Genomic DNA, 20,909 nt, shown 5'->3' on the forward strand with positions numbered 1-20,909 from the left:
ATAATATATTTAGCAATTTTATAGTTATTACTGCCAAAAGGCTCACTGTTAATCATAGAAGACAAAATAATCATTAAATTAAACATCTGCCATCACCCACTTTTTACTATTATATACCAAAAAAGCTCTCTTTGAAAAGAGCTTTTAAATTCTTTATTTATCAGGAATAAAACCAATTCCTTTTACCATTTTTACTTTTGAAATAAATCTTTGATTTTATTTTTTAATGTTAAATATGCAATACCAAGCAATGTTATAATGGCAATAAATAAATATCCTGCAAAATTACCATAAAGGTCTGAAGTTTGTGGTTGTATAGATGATTGTACCTGTTGAATATTGTTTTGACTTTGAATTTGTTGTGAAGGATTATCACTTTGTTGTGGAGTGTTCTGATTAGGATTTTGCGTTGGTTTATTTTCATCAGGAAGAGAAGGTTGACCTTGAGATGATGATTCTGCTTTGACAGTAATCACTCTTCTAGCCTGAGTAGAATAACCATATTCGTCATATACAGTATAAGTCAATTCATAAGTTCCAGGTTTTAATGTATTCACTTGACCAGCAACCTGAATTTGAGATGTAATATCTTTTCCTGTATAATCTGTTGCACTCACACCCTTCATTGGATCAAATTCTTCTCCAACAGTAAATGTATTATCTGATGGTAAAATAATTGTTGGTGCTTTTTCTTCTTTGTTCACTGTAATATACTGAACATCCGTTCTTGTCAATCCACCATTTTCATCAGTAATTTCAGCATACCATCCTAATGTTTGATTAGCCAGATTATTTAATGTCAATTGTGCAGTTTGACCACTTTCTACATTTTTAACTTCACCTAACACTTCACTTCCATAAACATCTATATCTAAAGATGAAGTTTCAAGGCTCTTTGTCTTTGGTTCGATTCCCAATGCTGAAAAAGGAATTTCAAATTCTTCTTCTCCATTAATATTGGCGACATCACCAATATCAGTTTCATCTTTAGCATCATAATCATCTAGTGAAGGTGAGTATGTACGAATAATAATTTTTTCACCTTCTAAATCAAAGTGCATTAAACGAATATATCCCATACCACCAGCTTTTAATCCTTGATAATCGAATAACATCTGATAAACCGTACGATCTGCAACACCATCTTGATTATCATCAAAGTTTTCTACATTTGTCTGAGCGTTATGATAATGTCCTGATAATACCATGCAGACATTTGGATTCACAGCTACGACTTCATCATGGATACGTTGAGGTTCTTCACCCAAACCTCCACTAGCAAGTAAGTATTCATGGAAGTTCAAAATGGCCTTACGTTCAGGATATTGTGCTAAGACATCATTCATCCATTGAATTTCTTCATCACCAATACCCCATCCCATGTAAATCATAATAAAGTCAATACCACCTACACTAATTAAATCATAATGTCCTCGATTATCTTTATAACTTTGACCATACCAAGGATTCTGATTATATCTTTCTTCACCAAAATACTGAGAAAAACTTGTATAATCACCACTTAAATGACCAACATCATGGTTACCAGCCAATACACCATAAGGCATTCCTGCTTCATCAAGTATTTTATAAGCTTTATCGGCATTTTCCCATTCAGGATCAAGATGTTCATCATCAATAATATCTCCATCATGGAACATATATTGAATATTCATACGTTCTCTATTTGCGAGAACCCATTCATGAATATCTAACTGATACTGATATGAACCATCAACATCTTGTTCAGGATTACCATCATAATCTTCATTATAATATTGTGTATCACTTTCTACAACAAATGTAAAATCATAATCTTCGCGAGGAGTATCATCTTCATTAGAAGTTGTAATACGTGTTGTTTGTGAATCATATTGAGGTGGCGTATATCCTTCCCCATTTTGTATCATGACTCTTACTGATGAATCTTTGAGATAATCATTTAACTCTATTGATGCAGTTAATTCAATCTGACTGCCATCATAAATCTTTTGGGCATCTTGTAAATCCCATTCTTGAGTTGTGTGATTATAAACATACATAAATGTTTTGGCATTATTACTTTCACCTTCCCAATGAACTTTCATTGCATCCTTATTTGTAAATGAAGAATCAACCTTAATATCAAATTGCTGATATGGGAAGCCATTGGCAGAATTTGTTTCAAAAGACTGTTCATTAGTACCAGAAGTCTGACTCACACCTTGAGAAGCTTGAATATTTTGATCATTCAAAGTATATTTTTGGCCTTTCTTAAATGCAACATTCATAACATCATTTGTTGCATCACTCACTTGAACAGATAATGTAGGATCACCATGAATCACTGACCCATCACCTGGTGTGATTTCACCAACAGTAGCATTTTCTTCAGGAACAGTAAATGTTATTGTTTTGGTAGCCATATTCCCTACTTCATCTGTAGCAGTTAAAGATAAAACATGTTCTCCAGCATCTAATGTCTTTGTATCAAATGCATAAGGCAATTCAATTGCTTGATTATCCAATGTTGCTAATAAAGAAACATTTTTACTTATAGCATCTTTAGCACTCGCTTCAATTGTATGACTTCTATATTGTGCATCTTCTTCCATATTTGTCATAATTTCAGGAGCCGTATTATCTACTATAAACTGTATAGATGATTCTCCAGTTTGAAGTGTATGCACACCATCTGATAACTTTGTTGTATCAAGATCATAACGTAATGAATCAAATGATGCTTCAGGAATATCAAATGTGACATAAAGAATTTCTATTTTACTTGTTCCATCTCCCATTGAAATTTCAGTTTGTGGAGAATAATTGTCCAATGTTTCTGGTTGATCTGGATGCCAGTTATCTGCAGTATGTTCAACTGCTCCAAGCCCCTTAACACCAGTATATTTTCCTCTCAAAGATGTACCATCAGGTAAAACAAGACGAATATTCTTTAAAACAAAATCATCGTTATTTTCAATATTATGTTCTAACACATTAGCTTTATTTCCAGCATGGAATGCAATTGTCACCTGTTTTTTATCATAATCAAAATATTTTGCATCTACATCATAACTATATGTCATCCATGAGTCATAAGTTCCTTCATTAAAGACACCTATTGAATCGTTACCTATAGAAACTGCATTTTTAAAGAAGACATCTGTCTGTGAAGCATCAAATGCAATTTTTGCTGAATTGCTAATAGATTTTTTGGCTTCACCTGTAATATCTTTACCATCAAGAATAAGGTTTTCTCCCGTTCCTATAATTTGTTGATTTTTTGATATCACTGTTTGATCATCAATATTGAAACGATCACCCTCAAGAATTCCCTCTTCATTGTTTACCGTTTTCACATCAGTTGTTACTGTTTGATATCCATCACTAACAACAAAATAATATTCATAAGAAGATTTCCCAATTAAGTCAACACTTGCTAGAGTATAATTGAAAACATCTCCATTATTTCTTAAAAGATTATATTGAGTATAGCCGTTTGACTTATTATCTTTCATATATAATGATACAGTTTTAATCGTTGTCTCTTGTGAAGTTGCTTTGATTTCAAATGCAAAATCTTCATCTGTATGAAAAGTTGATGCTGTACGATCTTCTAAAACAGGTTCACTTACTGTATCTGGCAATACTGGAGAATATTGCGGTTTCGTATTACTATCAACTCTACCAGGTGTAGGCGTTCTATCATCACTCACTAATACAGACTGGAATTGTCCACTATTATATTGGTTTTGATAAACAATAGATTTGTCAGCTGTTGTATTATCAGTTCCATCCATATTATATGTTACATAATCAATCACATCTTTAACATTAGTCGCTATTTTAATTCCTCTCGCTCCACTATTAGACATCCCACCACATGAAATTTCAATCAATTGGTCATCTGAAAGATTTGTTCCCCATTTTTCATTAAAATTACCTTTTGTTAAAGCATCATTTGTACCATTTTTAATCCAGAAAACAAGTGTTTCTCCAGATTTTAAAATCTTATCTTCGTTTGTTTCCCACCAAATACTATCACTACCACTATCTGGATAATTATAATAGAGCTTATAATCTTTCAAATTTATATCTTTATTAGAGTTATTATAGATTTCAATAAATTCATATGCATCTGCTCCATCTACATTAGAAGTATCTGGAATAACTTCAGTAATTGTTAAGGCTGGTGCATTTGTTACATCGACTTCTCCACTTTGAACTGGAATTGAAGATGATGTATAAGTAGCTTGATTAACTCCATCACTGATTGTGACTTTATAAGTTATACTGTCATAATTTTTAACAGCATTATATGCAATTGTCCCTTTTAAAATATCATTGTCATATGTAAAGTTAATTGTATCAATGAGTGTTTCTCCACTATAAATATCTGCAGTTGCTGTGAAAACTTTTTCTAGATTTGTCTGAATCGTCATTTCATAATCTTGAAGATTTGAAACCACAGATGGTGCATCAATTGATACAGTAGGATTCTCTATCACATCAGGGCGTTGATATTCTCCAAAAATTTGATTAGAAACATTTCCCACAGTCTGTTCACCATCATAATGAACAACTTCATATGTTACATAAATAGACTCATTTTCATCTATTTTCTCATTAGTACTATCTTGTGCATTATATTCTGCACGATTTAATTCTAAACCTGTCTGTGAAGTAATCTTCATTATACGAGACCCAGAATTTGATAAACCATCACTTTGTACTGTTGTCAGATCTTTACCTTTTTCTAAAGCTGTTCCATAATTTTTATTGAAGTCGTCCACTGTATAATGAGCACTTATCACTTTTTCATTTTGAATCCATACAGTTAAAGTCTTCTTTGCTTCTAATTGAATATCATCTTCCAATATCCATTCAGTTTCTTTAGTTCCATTAACATAAATAAAATGATAATCTTTCAAATCTACTGTCTGATTACTAGCGTTATAAACTTCAAAATATTCAAATGCATCAGAGCCATCCACATTAACAGTATTAGGTACAAACTCAGTCAATAATAATGGTGATTGATATTTCACTGAATCTGTTGTCTCTGCTGTAATTGTCTTATTAGATTTTAATTCATTAACTCCATCAGTTAATTCAACGGATAACTCAAAAGATTCTAAACCACTTAAATCTGATGCAGGAATAGAAACAAAAAATTCACCATTATCATAAGTCATATTATATGACTTATTATTTATAAAGGCTTTTGCTTCTAATATAACAGAAGTTAAGTCTGTAGTTGCTTTCACAACATATGATGCATTTGGGTTAAATGTCTCATTAACTAATAGACTAACTGCTGCATCTTCATCCTTATTAACGACATAATGGTCATCTAATGTTTGTTCATCAACCAATGATCCTGGCGTTGGATCTCCATCATAGCCAAGTGTCAATTCTTGAATACGACCATCCTGATATTGAAATGTAATCCCCTTTTTTGTCTGGGCCTTTGCTTCTCCATCATTATAAGTCATAGAATTAATGACTTGCTTAGTATCCTTGACAAGGACTTCCATTGAACGTTCTCCAGAATTACTAAAACCATTCACCGATTCATTTGTTTTCACAATATTTACTGATTCATCAGTAATGTTATAGTAAGAGCGGAATTGATTTTCATCAAGTGAGTCACTTTCACTATTACGTACCCATACAACCAGTGTCTTCCCTGCTTCGATTGTTGTACCTTCAGGGATTTCCCATAAAGTATGCGTACTTCCATTAACATTTTGAATAAGATAATTATCCATATCTAAAGTCTGATTCGTTGTATTGTAGAGCTCAATATATTCAAAAGCATCTGTACCTGACGCAGTTTCCATATCAGATTGATGTGTATCAGCTACAATCTCACTAATCATCACTGGGCTTATAATTTTTGAAGCATTCTTTGTAAGTGTATCTGTTGCATGAACAACAGATAATGCATTCAAATTCATTGATGATGCCACAACAAGAACACTCATACTACTACCAATTAACTTTTTAGCTTTTTTTCCCATTTTGTTTCCTCCATTTATAAACGGATTATAACAAAACAGCTTCTAAAGATTGTTAATGTCAGGTAAAAAGTACATTAATAGTTTTTAATGACATCAAAACATTGATTTGAAACCACCTTATCCACTATATGAAAGCAATTTATTTCATGCTAGATTAAAATGATATAAATTGCTTTTTGTTGATTAGCACATTCATTATTCTTGCTTTAATATCATAAAAATGACTTACATTATAATTATGAGTGCAATTAGATTGTATAATGTATTTCCATAATCTCTATATACAAAAAAACGACAATGATGATCGTAATTGATATTCATTGCCGTTTTCTTCTTTGAGATGATTTTACGATTATTTATCTCGTACAGCCTTTTATTCTACTTTTTATATATGTTCAAATTGTTGTATACCCCACGTTTGAATTGTCTGATAAAGAACAACATCTAAAATAATAACAATCATAATCACACTATACATATAAGCTGTAATAGAGAGAATATCAACTAACCATAGTCCATACACCATTGCAATCACAACAGCTAATCCCATTGAAATAAACATCGTTAAAACAACAGGTAAACTCTGTTTCACACAGACCGTTTCATTAACCCAGTCAAACTTAGGCTTCCATAAATTGAGTAATAATCCTAAAAAATCAATCAATAGTGTAAATAAGATAGGAACAACCAAGACAAGTAAGCTATCAATCATTCCAATACCTGTCACATAAATCAAAGCGACAGAAAGAATTAAACCACCGGGAATACATAAGAAAGCATGCATAGCTAATTTTGAATTTAAAATATCCTGTGTTGTTATAGGGAGTGATTTAATAATCCAGAAACGATCTCCTTCTAAAGAAATAGAGGATGCACTGATCATATTTAATGATGATACAGCAATAACCATTAAACATAACACTGGAGTCATATATTCTTGAATCTGAGGAATAGAAGCAATCATTTGAATTTCATCTTGATAAATCAAGACAGCTCCCGCAGCAATGATACAAAGAATAATACCCATTGCTCCATTCAACATCACCATCGCATTAGAAGTAAAATGTTTGATTTCTCTGATGACAAGAGCTTTAAACATTGTATTTTGTTTCATTGGTTTTGCTTTATAAATAACTTTTTTCATCTTAGGTTTTGAAGTTGCCATTTTCGTAAAGTTCATAGATAATAAATAAATCACAATAATAAATGGCAATAAGGCACAAATAAGATAAATTACAAAGCTACCTATATTTCCCTGAGTTAAAGCAATGCTTAAATGATATAATGGAAAGACTGCTTTTTCAATCGCTTCAGCAATACTCTTACCATTTTCAACAAGCCATACAAGATATGTCTGTAAATAATTCACAGCATACATATATAAACCAAAGAAACCTACAAATAATACAATAGAAATAACCGTTTTGAAGCGATGAATTTTGACAAGCACATGAGCTAAAATCCAGCTAAATAAACAAGATAACGCTAAAACAAACAATGGTAGTGTCAAAACAACAATAATAAACATAAAGATTTCAATCATCGTCATACCGACATTAGTGATATAAACATAGAAAGCTGGTATCGCAATCAAAGACTCATAGACATAGTTTAAAATCAAAATTGTAAACACACGACTCAATAAAATATCACTATTTTTAATAGGCATAGCCAACAACAATTCATTATCTTTAGCTTCATAAATTTCATGATGTGTTAAGAAAATACTTCCTATAAAGCAAAGCAAAATAATGAATAATGCCATTAAAGCAAAGTATAACCATTCAATCCCCATCATTGAAAATGGTTCAATCAAAGAATAAAACAACATCCCAAACATGCCAATAAAGACAACACCTACATAAGCAAACAATAAACCAAATAATATCAGCTTTCCAATACTGTTCCCTTTTTTCTTAGAACTTTTTGTTTGTCTTAATAAAATACCCTGCAATCTAATCTTAATGAGCGTCATTAACATTGTCATCATCCTCCAACTCTAAGAAAACATCTTCAAGTGATTCATCACCAATTACATCTTGAGTCTTTCCACTGACAATCAATTTTCCTTGTTTAATAATCGCAATACGATCACATAACTTTTCAGCCACTTCCAAAACATGTGTTGAAAAGAAAATGGCACCACCACGATCACAATGATCACGCATGATTTGTTTTAATAAATGTGATGCTTTAGGGTCTAATCCAACAAATGGTTCATCCATTAAAATTAATTGTGGTTGATGTATAAAAGCTGAAATAATCGCTAACTTTTGTTTCATCCCGTGTGAATAGGCACTAATAGGTTGAGCCAGATCACTTGTTAAATCAAACATATCCCCATATTGAGAAATACGTTTTTCTCTTTCTTCCTTTGATACTTGATAAACATCTGCAATAAAATTCAAATATTGAATACCTGTTAAATATTCATATAAATCAGGATTATCTGGAATATAAGCCATGATTTTCTTACATTCTAAAGCATGTGTTTTCATAGACTTTCCATCAATGATAATCTCTCCCTCATCAAAAGGCATAATCCCAGCAACTGCTTTTAATGTTGTCGTTTTTCCAGCCCCATTATGACCAATAAAACCATAAATATGACCTCTTTCAATATGCAATGATAAATCATCTACTGCTTTAAATTGATCATATTTTTTTGTTAAATGTTCAATCTTTAACATAAGATATCCTCTCTTTCATTAATTATTAATATTATTTATATTATAATTTTATATCTTTAATATCTAATCGTCAATATTTTGGCTACACTTTCTAAATAAAAAATAAGAATACACATAAATAAATACAGTCATACCTATAATACCAATCATCAATACCAGATAAGTGTAAGAAAAATGTACTAATGCACTTATACCATTTATGAATCCTATCAATATAAAACAATAGCCACTTATTTTATGTGTCTTTTTCCAGACATACTCACTTGCTAGTGTCCATGGTGTTTTGACACCAAAGAAGTAATTTTGTGGTATTTTAGGTAAATAATTACCCATTCCTATTAATAAGACAGACACTAACAATAACACAAACTGTTCACCATCTTGTTGGGGATTAAAAGCTGAATATTCAAAAAAAGCAGCAAGAATCAAAAAGAACACTGTTAAACCATATTGAAAAAGGCGATATGTTTTCTTTCTTTTTTCCAAATTCATTCTTTTAGGATCAATATGCTTTGTAAGTGACATCCCATAATAGATGGCCATTGGTATAAAAGCCAGAATCAAAAACATATAACGACTGCCATAACCATCAATTTGCCAGTTTTCATCCCAATGTAAAGGGACTGTATCTGGCATCAAAAAGACAGTCACTACCAAAAGAAAAGTCACTCCCCACAAGACTCCATCAAAAACTTTTATTCTCATTTTTCATCCCCCATATCAATAAAATTCATAAACCATTTCATCACTTCTTGAAAAACAGACATATCAATACTATAAACAATATTCTGCCCCTGTCTTTCATCAATGATCAAACCACTTGATTTCAAAATAGATAAATGATGTGATATAGATGGTTTCGTCATTTGAAAACAATCTGCAATTTCTCCAGCATTTAAAGGTCTATCCTGTAACAACTCTAAGATTCTTCTTCTCGTTGGATCACTTAACGCTTTAAATGCATCACACATATCTCTCCCTCCTTTGATATTTAGATATTTATCTAAATATCTAAATATATTGTATCACTTTTTATATTCATGTCAAATAAAAGAAAAGAACTATACATTTTGTATAGTTCCATGTATTTGAAGCCTTATATTATTCAGCAACTTTTTGTTCTTTAATAACTTTAGCAATTGATGCGATTACGTCTTTTTCATCGTCACCTTCAGCTACGATTTCTACAGTAGCTTTAGTAGGAACACCTAAAGACATAACACCCATAATTGACTTCAAATTAACTTCTTTACCATTGTAACATAATTTGATATTGCTAGTGAATTTGCTAGCTTGGTTTACTAAGATAGTTGCAGGTCTAGCATGTAATCCAACTGGATCTGAAACTACGAAAGATAATTTTTCTGCCATCTTATTGACTCCTCCTTAATAATTTATAGTCTTATTATAACACATTTGAATTACTTTTCCATACATTTTCAAAAGAAATTAATACGCTTACATAATATTTTTTTGTCAAGTCTTTTTTTGTATTTTTTATATCTATTTAGCCTATTCAAAAAACTGTGATATAAACAATAAAAAAGCAATTTATACTGACAATTTTATCTTTATAACTTCCAAATATTACCCATAACCACCATCTTTCCACTGCCAAATACCATCTGCATTTTTACATGCAATATACATATAATCACTATAATAGTGATTTTCACCAAGTGCTGGATGAACATTAAAGAAACGTGTCTTAAATTCCAAATAAACAACGATGACTTCTTGAATATCTGTATCCTTTTGAAGATACGATTGTTCCGTTTCATGACTGATATCTTCATCATAATAAACACTATAAACATCTGCTTGAGCATTCGTATATTCATCAATAGCCATATCCATAATCTTTTCTATATCTTCTCTTTTGTGTGTCGTATTATAACGTATCTCCTTTTTTGTTTCGATTGGTTTTTTCATAAAGATGCCCGTCTTTAGAGACTATCACTAGATTTTTTAGACTAAATTTAAAATCAAAATTTTAAGTAGCGAATAAACGTCGATTTTATCGATGTTTTTTTATGTTAAATTCTTTTATTTTTTTATAGTTTATGTTATAATAATGGTGATAGTGGTGATAGATTATTGGAGGTGCTTTATGGCTTATTTTCTTAAACAATCTCATTTAAAAGGGCGTACTTATTTATCAATTGTTGAGAGTTTTTATTCCCCTGAAAAGCATGGGTCTGCTCATCGTACATACAAGTCCCTTGCCTCTGTTGAAACTTGGAAGAAAAAAGGCATTGATGATCCTGTTGCTCATTTTCAAAAAGAAGTTGATGAATTAAATGCTGCTCATAAAATTAAAAAAGAACTTCAAATATCTGATGAGTCTCCTGAAGTTTATCTTGGTTACTTCCCTTATGCCTCTCTTTTAAAATGTATGGACATAAAGAAGTATGTCGATTATTTAAATAATTCTAATAGCTTTACTTTTGATCTTTATGAACTTCTTTCTACACTCATCTTCGCTCGCTTAGTAAATCCTTGCAGTAAACACAAGACTTTTCACGAAGTTCTTCCTAAACTTCATCAATCAGTTCATTATTCCTATGACCAACTTTTAAGCGGTTTAGGATATATCGGTAATGATTATGGAAAATTTATTGAAATATTTAATGAACAATTAGATATGGTCTATAAAAAAGAAACTGATAAAACTTATTTTGATTGTACAAACTTCTATTTTGAAATTGATAAACAAGATGATTTCAGAAGAAAAGGACCATCTAAAGAAAGCCGTAAAGATCCAATAGTCGGTATGGGACTTCTACTTGATGCCAACCAGATCCCTATAGGCATGAAAATGTTTCCTGGGAATCAAAGTGAGAAACCTATCATGAGAGATGTTGTAAATGATTTAAGAAATACATATCAAATAAATGGCAGAACAATACATGTAGCTGATAAAGGTCTTAATTGTGCTGATAATATCGCTTTCGCCAAAGAAAATGGTGATGGTTATCTCTTTTCTAAATCCGTAAAGATGCTTCCTGAAACCGAACAAACTTGGGTGACCATGGATAGTGATGATTGGGAAGAAGTGAGAGATAAGGAGGGGCATCTCGTTTACAAATACAAATCATGTGTTGATCAATTTCCTTACAACATCACTATTGATGAAAACACAGGGAAAAAGAAAATTTTGATGTTTAAAGAAAAAAGAGTACTTACTTATAACCCTAAGCTTGCCGCAAAGAAAAAGTATGGAATAGAAAAACAAGCTGAGAAAGCAAGAGAACTCTGTTATAGCCAAGCAAAACGTTCTGAATTTGTAGATCTAGGAAAATATGTTGATTTTATCAATGAAAAAGGAGGAAAAGCTAAAGCCAAAATAAATCAAGAAGCCATTGACAAAGAAAGAAAACTTGCAGGTTATAATCTTCTAGTGACTTCTGAAACAAAAATGAGTGAACGCGAAATATATGAGACCTATCATAATTTATGGAGAATAGAAGAATCATTTAAGATCATGAAAAGCGATCTCGATGCAAGGCCTGTATTTCTCCAAAAAGAAAGTACTGTAAAAGGACATTTCTTAATCTGTTATTTATCAGTTCTTCTAGAAAGATTACTACAATTCAAAGTATTCAATAAAGAGTTTAGTACATATGAAATCATGAAGTTCACACGTGAATTTAGACTAGTAAAAGGTGAAAGTAAATACATTAATATAACAACAAGTAGCAGATTTATAAAAGAATTTGCGAAGCTGTCTAAACTTCCATTAACTAACTACTACCTAACAGAGAGACAAATTAAACAAATATTAAATTATAAAATATAGAATTAAAAACAGGTCCCTAAAAATAGGGACCTAAATCTTTTATAAAACTATCACTAGATTTTAATACCGGATACTAAAGTCAGGTATTATAACACATTTGAATTACTTTTCCATACATTTTCAAAAGAAATTAATACGCTTACATAATATTTTTTTGTCAAGTCTTTTTTTGTATTTTTTATATCTACTTAGCCTATTCAAAAAACTGTGATATAAACAATAAAAAAGCAATTTATACTGACAATTTTATCTTTATAACTTCCAAATATTACCCATAACCACCATCTTTCCACTGCCAAATACCATCTGCATTTTTACATGCAATATACATATAATCACTATAATAGTGATTTTCACCAAGTGCTGGATGAACATTAAAGAAACGTGTTTTAAATTCCAAATAAACAACGATGACTTCTTGAATATCTGTATCCTTTTGAAGATACGATTGTTCCGTTTCATGACTGATATCTTCATCATAATAAACACTATAAACATCTGCTTGAGCATTCGTATATTCATCAATAGCCATATCCATAATCTTTTCTATATCTTCTCTTTTGTGTGTCGTATTATAACGTATCTCCTTTTTTGTTTCGATTGGTTTTTTCATAAAGATGGCAATCAATATTACCATCACAATAAATCCTAAAATAATACCTTTATTTTTCATATTCATCATCCTTTGCCATTTCATAATACAATAAAGATATGAACATCTCATGTAAAAAATATGAAAATGAAATGAACATCATTGAGATAAAAAAAGAAAACTTACGATGAAGTTTCCTTTTAATACATTTTTTGAGCCACAACTAAAAATTGATGTGTTGTCATTTCAAAATAAGAATGTTCTTTGATTTCTTTTAATGCCTGTAAATAGAAAACTTGATATCTATTAACATTAGCAAAATCTGGTGAAACCTTTGTAAAATACTGATAAATAGCTTGAATACTATGAAAACGAATAGTTCCATAATCTTCAAATTTATCTACAATACGCATTCCAATGCTCTCTAATGTTTGAGCACAGTTTTGTGCATCCCAGCTTCCTTTCATCTGGAAAGGCATATAAAGACGAACAAATTCTTTTAAATTTTCTGTTCCATGTTGATTGACAATGAAGTAGCCACCTTTTTTTAAGACTCTAAAAATCTCACTTTTATCATAATTACATTTTTGACACATCACAATATCAATTTTTTCATCTTTAAAAGGCATTTTCCCTGTTGGTGTTAAAGTTGTCACTTTTACAGATGGATCATCTATAAATTCATTTTGAACTCTTTGTGTGTCCGTATAAGGTTCAATCACAAACATAGCTTCTGTTTCACCTTTTAACTGACTGGCAAATTTTCCAGCATCCACACTCATGACTGCCAAATGATCTTGTGATTGGATATAACGTCTTAAAACATCTTCTTCGTGATAGCTAGGAGATGATAGTGTATAATCATTTTCTAACTGAGTACTTGGTGAAAAATGTTGTAATTCATTTTGTAGTAAATGAGCATCTTCTATTTGACGACGACATCTTTTTTTGCTGTATACCATAATGGCATACTGTACAACTGCATCAGCCACAATCCCCATTGCTAAAAAGAGAACAAAGTAAACAAACCAGCTTAAAGTAAATAATTCAACTGGTGATGATATAAAATAACAAATCAAACAAAGAAAAACCATATATCCAACACGATTATAGCTAAATGGTTTATCTAAAGATAAAAACCAGTTGATATTATTGGCTTTTTCCATTTTACTTCTTGTCAATTCAAAAAAGACAAGTTGCATCAAAAACAACACACCTATAAAAATCAACAATAATACAATCAAATATTCCATATTTACTCCTTATTCTATACTTTCTCCATCCATTGTATAATAATGATATCCATCAGAAAAATATCCCTCTTGGTGGAAAGTCAAATCCCCTTCAATAGAAAATAATTCTTCCATATCATTATTGACATCATAAATATAACTTCTTCCATTTTTATTCAACATCATATAATTTTCATCATTATATTCAATAATTGGTGTTTCTGGTAATGACGTATACTCAATAGGAAAGATTTCTTCTCCAGTTGTATCAATAATACCATACATACCATTTTCATTATAAACGACATAATATGAACTGCCTATGTACTCCATACGATAATACGTATTTTTTGTTAAAATTTGTCCTTCTTCATCAATTAATGAATATCCCTTATTATCAATTTTCACAATAGCTGTATCACTGGCATCAAATGGCTGAGCTTCAAGGTATATCTGATCAATAACTTGTTTATTATCAAAACTATAGTAAGCATATCCTTTATCTTGTATATAAACTGGGAAAATTTCAAAATACAGCAACATCACTTCTGGATAAAGCTGACAATTTTCAAGATTTCCCTTAGATAGACCATTTTTATAAATCATATGTGGCCCATAGACATCTTCTTCACGTACAAGATATGTTTTGGCATTCACATAATATGAATTAATTAAAACAGGAACACCACCCATTGGATAAATATATGTTTTATCATCATGGGTTAAAATAATATTTTCTTTATCATCAAAATAAGCATCTTTAATTGCTATATGATTTTGAGAAGCTTTCTGCTTTTCAAAATCAATATAGATCATACTTTTTAATTTCTCATCATTGAGTATACATCCTTGATCATTTTGAATTAAAAACTCATAACTTCCTTTTTCAATCTTCATATCAAAGTTCTGTTCTTCATTTTGAGTACAATAATAAAAATGATTATAGTCTTTAAACCCAATAACAATTGATTTTGCACTTGAATACTGATTCACATATGTAACAGCTTCTTTTCCTTTATAAAGTTCTTCACCATTTCGATATAAAACTATATATTCTTTATCTTTTAAAATCACAGGTAATCCACTTTGCATAATAGCCGTTGATTTATCAGCCTGATATAAAACTTCACCATCTTCATTTAAAACATAAAGATTTTCCTTAACAAATGTATTTTGAGTTGATTTTTCTTTTTGATCATCTTTTTTCTTTTCCACTTTTTTGGTCGCATAAAACATATCATCGACACTTTCCAGTGTTTCATATTCTCCAACAGGAATGATTTCATCACCATCTAAATCAATAAATCCTACCTGCTTTTTAGCATTCGTTATAATATAACCACGATTACCAACTTTTTCAAAAGATTGATATTGATAATCTGTTATTTGTTCACCTTCAGAATTATATAAAGCACTTAATTTTTGATCATTCGTCAACATAAAATAATGTACCTTTTGATTTTGACTACATCCAGACAATAACATGAGTGCCATAAATCCAGCGAATAACTTCTTCACATATATTCCTCCTTTATTGCCCCTAGTATACCATAAAATTTATGTTTTAGCATTGTTTTTTCAAACAATCAGACTATAATAGAAAGCAAGAGGTGATATAAAATGAATGAAACATTACAAACAATTGCACAAAGAAAAAGTTGTCGTAGTTATCGAAGTGAAATGATTAAAGATGAAGAACTTCAAGCGATTTTAAAAGCAGGAATTCAAGCACCTAGTGCGATGAATAGACAGTTATGTGAAATCTACGCTATTACCAATCCAAGCTATATTGATGAACTCACTGAAGCTATCAAAAAAGTAAGTGAAGAACGTGGTGAAAAGAAACCAGATACTTATCATTTCTCTTATCATGCACCAATACTATTGATTGTCAGTGGTCCTGAATATGATTCAAGACGTGTAGAAGATGGTAGCTGTATGTTGGAAAATATCTTTCTAGCAGCAACGAGTCTAAACATTGGTTCATGCTGGATCAATCAACTCCGTGATACACAAGATGTTGATGAAGTAAGAAACATTTTAAATAAAATGGGTATTCCTCATAATCATCAAGTTGTTGGTTGTGCTTCTATTGGTTATGTCAATCAAGAAACACCTACAAAAGATAAAAATGAAAACCGTATTCATATTGTTAAATAATAGAGTAGAGGGAAGAAATTAATCTTCGCCCCTCTCATTGCACCGTACGTACGGGTCTCGTATACGGCGCTACATTTATATGTTAATACAACCTATCTTAGATAGTATGCGAGGGGATTGACCAAACCAGGTCTTTCCTCTTTTCTTATGGCTAGAATATCCGCATTAAGTAAGAAGTTAACTACATTCCCATTTGCTTGTCTATATAGTCCAAGCCTTGTATTCGCTACCGAATAGATTTGCTCATCACTGAAGTGATAAGGCAATTTCTCATTCAACTTTTGTAGATTTTTATATATCCTCGATGGTGTTTTCCACTGTTTCAGGATAATGACCCTTATTTTATGTCTCAACCATTGACCAAATTCATCTATGAAGTTCTTCATTCTTCCAATTCGGAAGTAGTTTATCCATCCATTGACGATTTGATTTATCCTAGTGAATGTTTTTGTATTGGTCTGTGCAACACATTTCTTTCGGATGAGTTCCTTTCGACATTTGTCATACAGGTTTTTCTTACTCTTCTTTGTAGGAATACATTCCCATCTTGATGAGTTCTTCCAATATGTAAAACCTAGAAATTGACTATTCGTTGGTCTTACTATCTTTGTTTTGGTTGCACTGACCTTTAGAAATAATTTTCTCTCTAGCCATGATGTGACTGACTTCATCACTCGATTTGCTGCCATCTCGCTTTTAACGAAGATATTACTATCGTCCGCATATCTCACAAAGCATAGTCCCCTTGCTTCTAATTCCTTATCAAATTTATCTAAGTAGATATTTGATAGAATTGGACTTAGAGGTCCTCCTTGTGGCATTCCTATGGTACTAGCTTTTACAAGACCATTTTCCATGATTCCTGCCTGCAGGAATTTGCGAATCAAATGCAGTGTTGTCGAGTCATTCACATGCTCTCTAAGTATTGAAATTAATTTATCGTGATTGACTGTATCGAAGTATGCTTCTATATCTAAATCAATGACCCATTCGTATCCTTCATTCAAGTAGTCTAGTGTTCGCATGATGGCATCATGTGCACTCCTATTTGGTCGAAATCCAAAACTATTCTCACTGAACTTACTGTCATAGATTTCTGATAATATTTGTGCTATCGCTTGTTGGATGACTCTATCTACTACTGTTGGAATTCCTAGGGGTCTTTTCTTCCCATTTGATTTAGGAATATAGACTCTTCTTACTGGTTGGGGTTTGTATTTCTTCTCCAATATCTGTTTCTTTATCTGTTCCTTATGGGTCTTGAAATACGCGTCAATTTCATTCACTGTCATCTTATCAATGCCAGGTACACCTTTATTACTCTTGACTCTTTTGATTGCCTCTTCGAGATTTACATCTCTTAGAATCACTTCGATTAATTTCATGTTGTTGCTTCTCCTTCCTTTTGTAGATATATCTGGAACCATTCCCTCTACCTTCATTCCCATGGGATTACGATTCCCACTTATGGAACTATCCTCGATTTCGAACTGTCCAAACATTGCGCATGGTGAGTTGCACCATATAAACATTAGGTCCTTTGGTATAGATGTCTTTACCTACTACGACCTCAGCTGACTTCTTGTGGCAGACCTTTTTCGACCGATGTTACCATCACTGATTTTAAAGATATTGGAATTCATCGTCCACAAGACCTCCCGGGGTAAATCACGAATCCTATTTCTTTCACAACGTCCTGATTTACTGTCTTGGTTTTACGTTTACCTTTTGGACTTCGGTTTGTACTGCAATCTTATCCACCATTTAGCCTTATATCAGGTTTCTGTTCGTACGCTCAAAAGAATCGCTACACCACTTCCTCCATCCTTAACATCACTGTTAACGACTTGTGGTTCACTACACTTGGCGGTAACTACCTGTGGTCGGTCTATCTCCGACTGAATCCGTGCCATGCCCGGCACACAGGGATAAAGAAAGAGGCTCAAATGAGCCTCTTTCTTTGGGTATATGGATAGTCTAAGAAGTCACGGGGTTTCCCAAAACGAATAAGTTTTACGGGAAATCTCTTTTTTTGTTTTCTCTTATGCTGGTTTAAAATCACGGGAAATTCTATAATGGTATTATCAGGATATATCTTCTGAAATCTATAGAAAGAAAAAAAGATGAAACCCTCCCGACCAAAGTTGAGTCTCATCTTGTCCTAACGACAATATGATAATATTAAAAACCAGCAGAAAAATCAATACCATTAATCAAAAAAATTATTCCAATGTTATCTTTTCACTGGATTTGTCTCTTCTGTCATGTCCAAAATGCTCTCATAGAGGCTTGTCTGTTCATGGCTACTATAAAAGAAACTTCAAGGACAGCTCCATCAACATCCAGAGAGTCATATGCCCTCATTGCGGCAAAACTCATGCGCTGCTTCTTTTTCCCATGATTCCTTTCCTATCTGCTGTCTCCTTCGATGATATTGTTTCCATTCTTTCTGATTCAACAGATCATCTTATTATCGAACTGTCTCACATATACTATTTCATCGTTAAGCTTGGCAACTGCCCAATAGATGAACTGCTCATCTATAAGAAATTTTCCAGAAAACTGTATTTCTCTTTTCAAACCACATGACCTTTATGTCTTTCTGCTTCCATTTCCTCTATCATGAAGATGTAGAAAAAAGAAAGGACGGGATGTTTTATGAAATTACAGATTCTATTGGCTTTGGATGGTGATGACGATGTGTGATAATACCACGACCATGTCCAGCTGCATCATTTCCCAGAATGATTTCCTTGTTTTCTTCAATATCGAGGACAAGGATATCGAAACATTCGATATCCATCATCAAAAGGATGGTATCTATATTGATGTGACACTGAAGAAGAAGCCCCACCAGTGTCCTGTCTGCCTCAACATGACAGACAGAGTCAAGGACTATAGTGTCAAGCATATCAACCATTCCATACTGACAAACAAGAAATGCATCATCAATTACAGAGCTCGCAGATATAGATGTCCAAAATGCCATAAGACATTTATGGAGTCCAATCCCTTTACCGTTGCTGGCTCAAGAATCTCTCTGGCGACTGTATATAATATCCTGGAGGATTTGAGAAAGCCAAACATGACATTCAGGGATGTGGCCGAACGATACCACATATCCCAGACAACAGCTGCACATGTATTTGACTCATTTGTCTCCATATCAAGAAGACCTCTGCCTGAGTATCTGCTGATAGATGAGGTCTATGCATTCAAGTCTGCTCACAGTAAGTACGTATGCGTTCTTGTCGACTTCGAAACACAAAATATTGTCGATGTCCTTCCGTCAAGAAGAAAGCAGACACTCATGGATTATTTCTTCTCCATTCCTCTTGAGGAAAGGAAGAATGTCAAAATTGTTTCCTTTGACATGTGGGAAACATACAGAATCGTATCGAAAATCATGTTTCCAAATGCAATATGTGCAACCGACCATTTTCATGTGAAGCAGGAATTTGGAAGAAAAATTGACAGAGTGAGAATCGATGTCATGAATAAGTATTATTCCAGAAAAAAATATCTTGAGAAGAAAAAAGAAAAAACCAAGACTGAAAAGCTTGAGTTAAAGGAAGCATCCAAGCATTACTATGCATTAAAGAAATTCAACTGGATGCTCTTCTCCAATGACAATAGAATATTCGACCCTAACGAAAAGAAGATATACAATCATACCCTTGAGGGGTATTACAACTATTATGATATCCTTGAGTTCATGGTCAGACATGACCCTGTACTGGATCTAGCCTATGATCTTAAATATGAGCTGGATGAATTTTACAGCAGATCCAATGAAAAAAACGCATTGAAGAACATAGAAGAGCTGATCATATCCTTCAGGAATTCCCAGGTCAAGGAAATGATGGATTTTGGGAATACACTGGTCAAATGGAAATATGAGATTGTGAATTCATTTGTGCCGGCAAATGGAAGACGCATATCAAACGGCCTGATTGAAAACAGAAACAAATCCATCAAGCTGCTGAAACACAGTTCAAACGGATACCTCAACTGGCATCGTTTCAAGACAAGAATCATGTACAGTCTCAATAAAGACTCAACATATCACCTGTATCCAATCAAAAACAAGGGGGATTTTACAGAATGGTGACAAGAAAAAAGATTTATACACTGATTGTGGACAATCATGATGTAAGCATTATCAGCAGACAACGTCTGCTGGAAGACATACTATACAGACTCAATATGATATACGAATATGCAGATGAACTGGATGACTTGACTCAGGAAATCAATCTGAAGTTAGATAAACTGATAGAAAAAGCAGAAAAAAAGAACCATGACCCATCATCAGATTATGATTCTCCTATACAGTTTTAAAATTGTGGGAAGAACAGCCTTCCCACAATTTCTTATAATCCAAAACCCCACAACCCCGTGTTATTTTAGATTACCGGTATATGTTTGTAATAT

At 32.3% G+C, this 20,909-nt stretch carries 16 protein-coding genes; 4 read left to right on the forward strand and 12 right to left on the reverse strand.

The window, feature by feature from the left end; all coding sequences use genetic code 11:
• Positions 1-191: 191 nt before the first annotated feature.
• From KEC48_RS10000 to KEC48_RS10030, 7 genes are all read right to left on the reverse strand, one after another.
• Positions 192-6,002, reverse strand: coding sequence for a lamin tail domain-containing protein (locus KEC48_RS10000; RefSeq protein ID WP_211962121.1), 5,811 nt, complete (start codon positions 6,000-6,002; stop codon positions 192-194).
• A 385-nt stretch (positions 6,003-6,387) separates the two neighbouring features.
• Positions 6,388-7,983, reverse strand: coding sequence for a hypothetical protein (locus KEC48_RS10005; RefSeq protein ID WP_211962122.1), 1,596 nt, complete (start codon positions 7,981-7,983; stop codon positions 6,388-6,390).
• Positions 7,964-8,692, reverse strand: coding sequence for an ABC transporter ATP-binding protein (locus KEC48_RS10010; RefSeq protein ID WP_087357143.1), 729 nt, complete (start codon positions 8,690-8,692; stop codon positions 7,964-7,966). Before KEC48_RS10010 ends, KEC48_RS10005 begins: the two co-directional genes overlap by 20 nt.
• Positions 8,693-8,755: 63 nt before the next feature.
• Entirely contained in the window at positions 8,756-9,397 is a 642-nt protein-coding gene (locus KEC48_RS10015) for an SdpI family protein (protein ID WP_211962123.1), read from the reverse strand.
• A complete protein-coding gene (locus tag KEC48_RS10020; protein ID WP_211962124.1) occupies positions 9,394-9,663 on the reverse strand; it encodes an autorepressor SdpR family transcription factor in 270 nt (89 codons plus the stop codon). The genes KEC48_RS10015 and KEC48_RS10020 overlap by 4 nt, the downstream gene beginning before the upstream one ends.
• 130 nt (positions 9,664-9,793) lie before the next feature.
• Entirely contained in the window at positions 9,794-10,063 is a 270-nt protein-coding gene (locus KEC48_RS10025; RefSeq protein WP_087357145.1) for a phosphocarrier protein HPr, read from the reverse strand.
• 216 nt (positions 10,064-10,279) lie between these two features.
• Positions 10,280-10,624: a hypothetical protein gene (locus tag KEC48_RS10030; protein WP_211962125.1), complete on the reverse strand. Its 345-nt coding sequence runs from the start codon at positions 10,622-10,624 to the stop codon at positions 10,280-10,282.
• Between the two features lie 178 nt (positions 10,625-10,802).
• On the opposite strand from KEC48_RS10030, the gene KEC48_RS10035 reads away from it, so the two are divergent.
• Positions 10,803-12,491: an IS1634 family transposase gene (locus KEC48_RS10035; protein WP_249191346.1), complete on the forward strand. Its 1,689-nt coding sequence runs from the start codon at positions 10,803-10,805 to the stop codon at positions 12,489-12,491.
• 268 nt (positions 12,492-12,759) lie between these two features.
• On the opposite strand, the gene KEC48_RS10040 is transcribed toward KEC48_RS10035, so the two are convergent.
• The 3 genes from KEC48_RS10040 to KEC48_RS10050 form a co-directional block, all read right to left on the reverse strand.
• Entirely contained in the window at positions 12,760-13,164 is a 405-nt protein-coding gene (locus KEC48_RS10040) for a hypothetical protein (protein ID WP_087357146.1), read from the reverse strand.
• Positions 13,165-13,283: 119 nt separating this feature from the next.
• Positions 13,284-14,336 (reverse strand): hypothetical protein, encoded by a 1,053-nt coding sequence (locus KEC48_RS10045; RefSeq protein ID WP_211962127.1) that lies wholly within the window; start codon positions 14,334-14,336, stop codon positions 13,284-13,286.
• Between the two features lie 9 nt (positions 14,337-14,345).
• Positions 14,346-15,833, reverse strand: a complete 1,488-nt coding sequence (locus KEC48_RS10050; RefSeq protein WP_211962128.1) for a WG repeat-containing protein — start codon at positions 15,831-15,833, stop codon at positions 14,346-14,348.
• A gap of 102 nt (positions 15,834-15,935) precedes the next feature.
• Between KEC48_RS10050 and KEC48_RS10055 the strand changes: the two genes are divergently transcribed.
• Entirely contained in the window at positions 15,936-16,475 is a 540-nt protein-coding gene (locus KEC48_RS10055; RefSeq protein WP_087357149.1) for a nitroreductase, read from the forward strand.
• A 92-nt stretch (positions 16,476-16,567) separates the two neighbouring features.
• Here KEC48_RS10055 and ltrA read toward each other — a convergent pair whose 3' ends face one another.
• Positions 16,568-17,923, reverse strand: a complete 1,356-nt coding sequence (gene ltrA / locus KEC48_RS10060; RefSeq protein ID WP_249191347.1) for a group II intron reverse transcriptase/maturase — start codon at positions 17,921-17,923, stop codon at positions 16,568-16,570.
• Between the two features lie 1,208 nt (positions 17,924-19,131).
• The gene (locus KEC48_RS16215) at positions 19,132-19,464 is read right to left on the reverse strand and encodes a hypothetical protein (RefSeq protein ID WP_249191397.1); all 333 of its coding nucleotides are present in this window, start codon (positions 19,462-19,464) and stop codon (positions 19,132-19,134) included.
• On the opposite strand from KEC48_RS16215, the gene KEC48_RS10065 reads away from it, so the two are divergent.
• Together KEC48_RS10065 and KEC48_RS10070 are read left to right on the forward strand one after the other, a co-directional pair.
• On the forward strand, positions 19,351-20,586 hold the full coding sequence (locus KEC48_RS10065) for an ISL3 family transposase (RefSeq protein WP_249191348.1): 1,236 nt from the start codon (positions 19,351-19,353) through the stop codon (positions 20,584-20,586). The genes KEC48_RS16215 and KEC48_RS10065 overlap by 114 nt on opposite strands.
• The gene (locus KEC48_RS10070; protein WP_087297048.1) at positions 20,580-20,816 is read left to right on the forward strand and encodes a hypothetical protein; all 237 of its coding nucleotides are present in this window, start codon (positions 20,580-20,582) and stop codon (positions 20,814-20,816) included. Before KEC48_RS10065 ends, KEC48_RS10070 begins: the two co-directional genes overlap by 7 nt.
• The last annotated feature ends 93 nt before the right edge of the window (positions 20,817-20,909 follow it).

The sequence above is a fragment of the Clostridium sp. C1 genome (assembly GCF_018223625.1).
Taxonomy (GTDB): domain Bacteria; phylum Bacillota_I; class Bacilli_A; order Erysipelotrichales; family Coprobacillaceae; genus Allocoprobacillus.

Excerpts from the sequence above, each read along its gene's own strand:
- KEC48_RS10000 (WP_211962121.1), bottom strand. The coding sequence starts at position 6,002 with ATGGGAAAAAAAGCTAAAAAGTTAATTGGTAGTAGTATGAGTGTTCTT.
- KEC48_RS10005 (WP_211962122.1), bottom strand. The coding sequence starts at position 7,983 with ATGTTAATGACGCTCATTAAGATTAGATTGCAGGGTATTTTATTAAGA.
- KEC48_RS10010 (WP_087357143.1), bottom strand. The coding sequence starts at position 8,692 with ATGTTAAAGATTGAACATTTAACAAAAAAATATGATCAATTTAAAGCA.
- KEC48_RS10015 (WP_211962123.1), bottom strand. The coding sequence starts at position 9,397 with ATGAGAATAAAAGTTTTTGATGGAGTCTTGTGGGGAGTGACTTTTCTT.
- KEC48_RS10020 (WP_211962124.1), bottom strand. The coding sequence starts at position 9,663 with ATGTGTGATGCATTTAAAGCGTTAAGTGATCCAACGAGAAGAAGAATC.
- KEC48_RS10025 (WP_087357145.1), bottom strand. The coding sequence starts at position 10,063 with ATGGCAGAAAAATTATCTTTCGTAGTTTCAGATCCAGTTGGATTACAT.
- KEC48_RS10030 (WP_211962125.1), bottom strand. The coding sequence starts at position 10,624 with ATGAAAAAACCAATCGAAACAAAAAAGGAGATACGTTATAATACGACA.
- KEC48_RS10035 (WP_249191346.1), top strand. The coding sequence starts at position 10,803 with ATGGCTTATTTTCTTAAACAATCTCATTTAAAAGGGCGTACTTATTTA.
- KEC48_RS10040 (WP_087357146.1), bottom strand. The coding sequence starts at position 13,164 with ATGAAAAATAAAGGTATTATTTTAGGATTTATTGTGATGGTAATATTG.
- KEC48_RS10045 (WP_211962127.1), bottom strand. The coding sequence starts at position 14,336 with ATGGAATATTTGATTGTATTATTGTTGATTTTTATAGGTGTGTTGTTT.
- KEC48_RS10055 (WP_087357149.1), top strand. The coding sequence starts at position 15,936 with ATGAATGAAACATTACAAACAATTGCACAAAGAAAAAGTTGTCGTAGT.
- ltrA (WP_249191347.1), bottom strand. The coding sequence starts at position 17,923 with ATGGGAATGAAGGTAGAGGGAATGGTTCCAGATATATCTACAAAAGGA.
- KEC48_RS10065 (WP_249191348.1), top strand. The coding sequence starts at position 19,351 with ATGACAGACAGAGTCAAGGACTATAGTGTCAAGCATATCAACCATTCC.
- KEC48_RS16215 (WP_249191397.1), bottom strand. The coding sequence starts at position 19,464 with ATGGCATTTTGGACATCTATATCTGCGAGCTCTGTAATTGATGATGCA.
- KEC48_RS10070 (WP_087297048.1), top strand. The coding sequence starts at position 20,580 with ATGGTGACAAGAAAAAAGATTTATACACTGATTGTGGACAATCATGAT.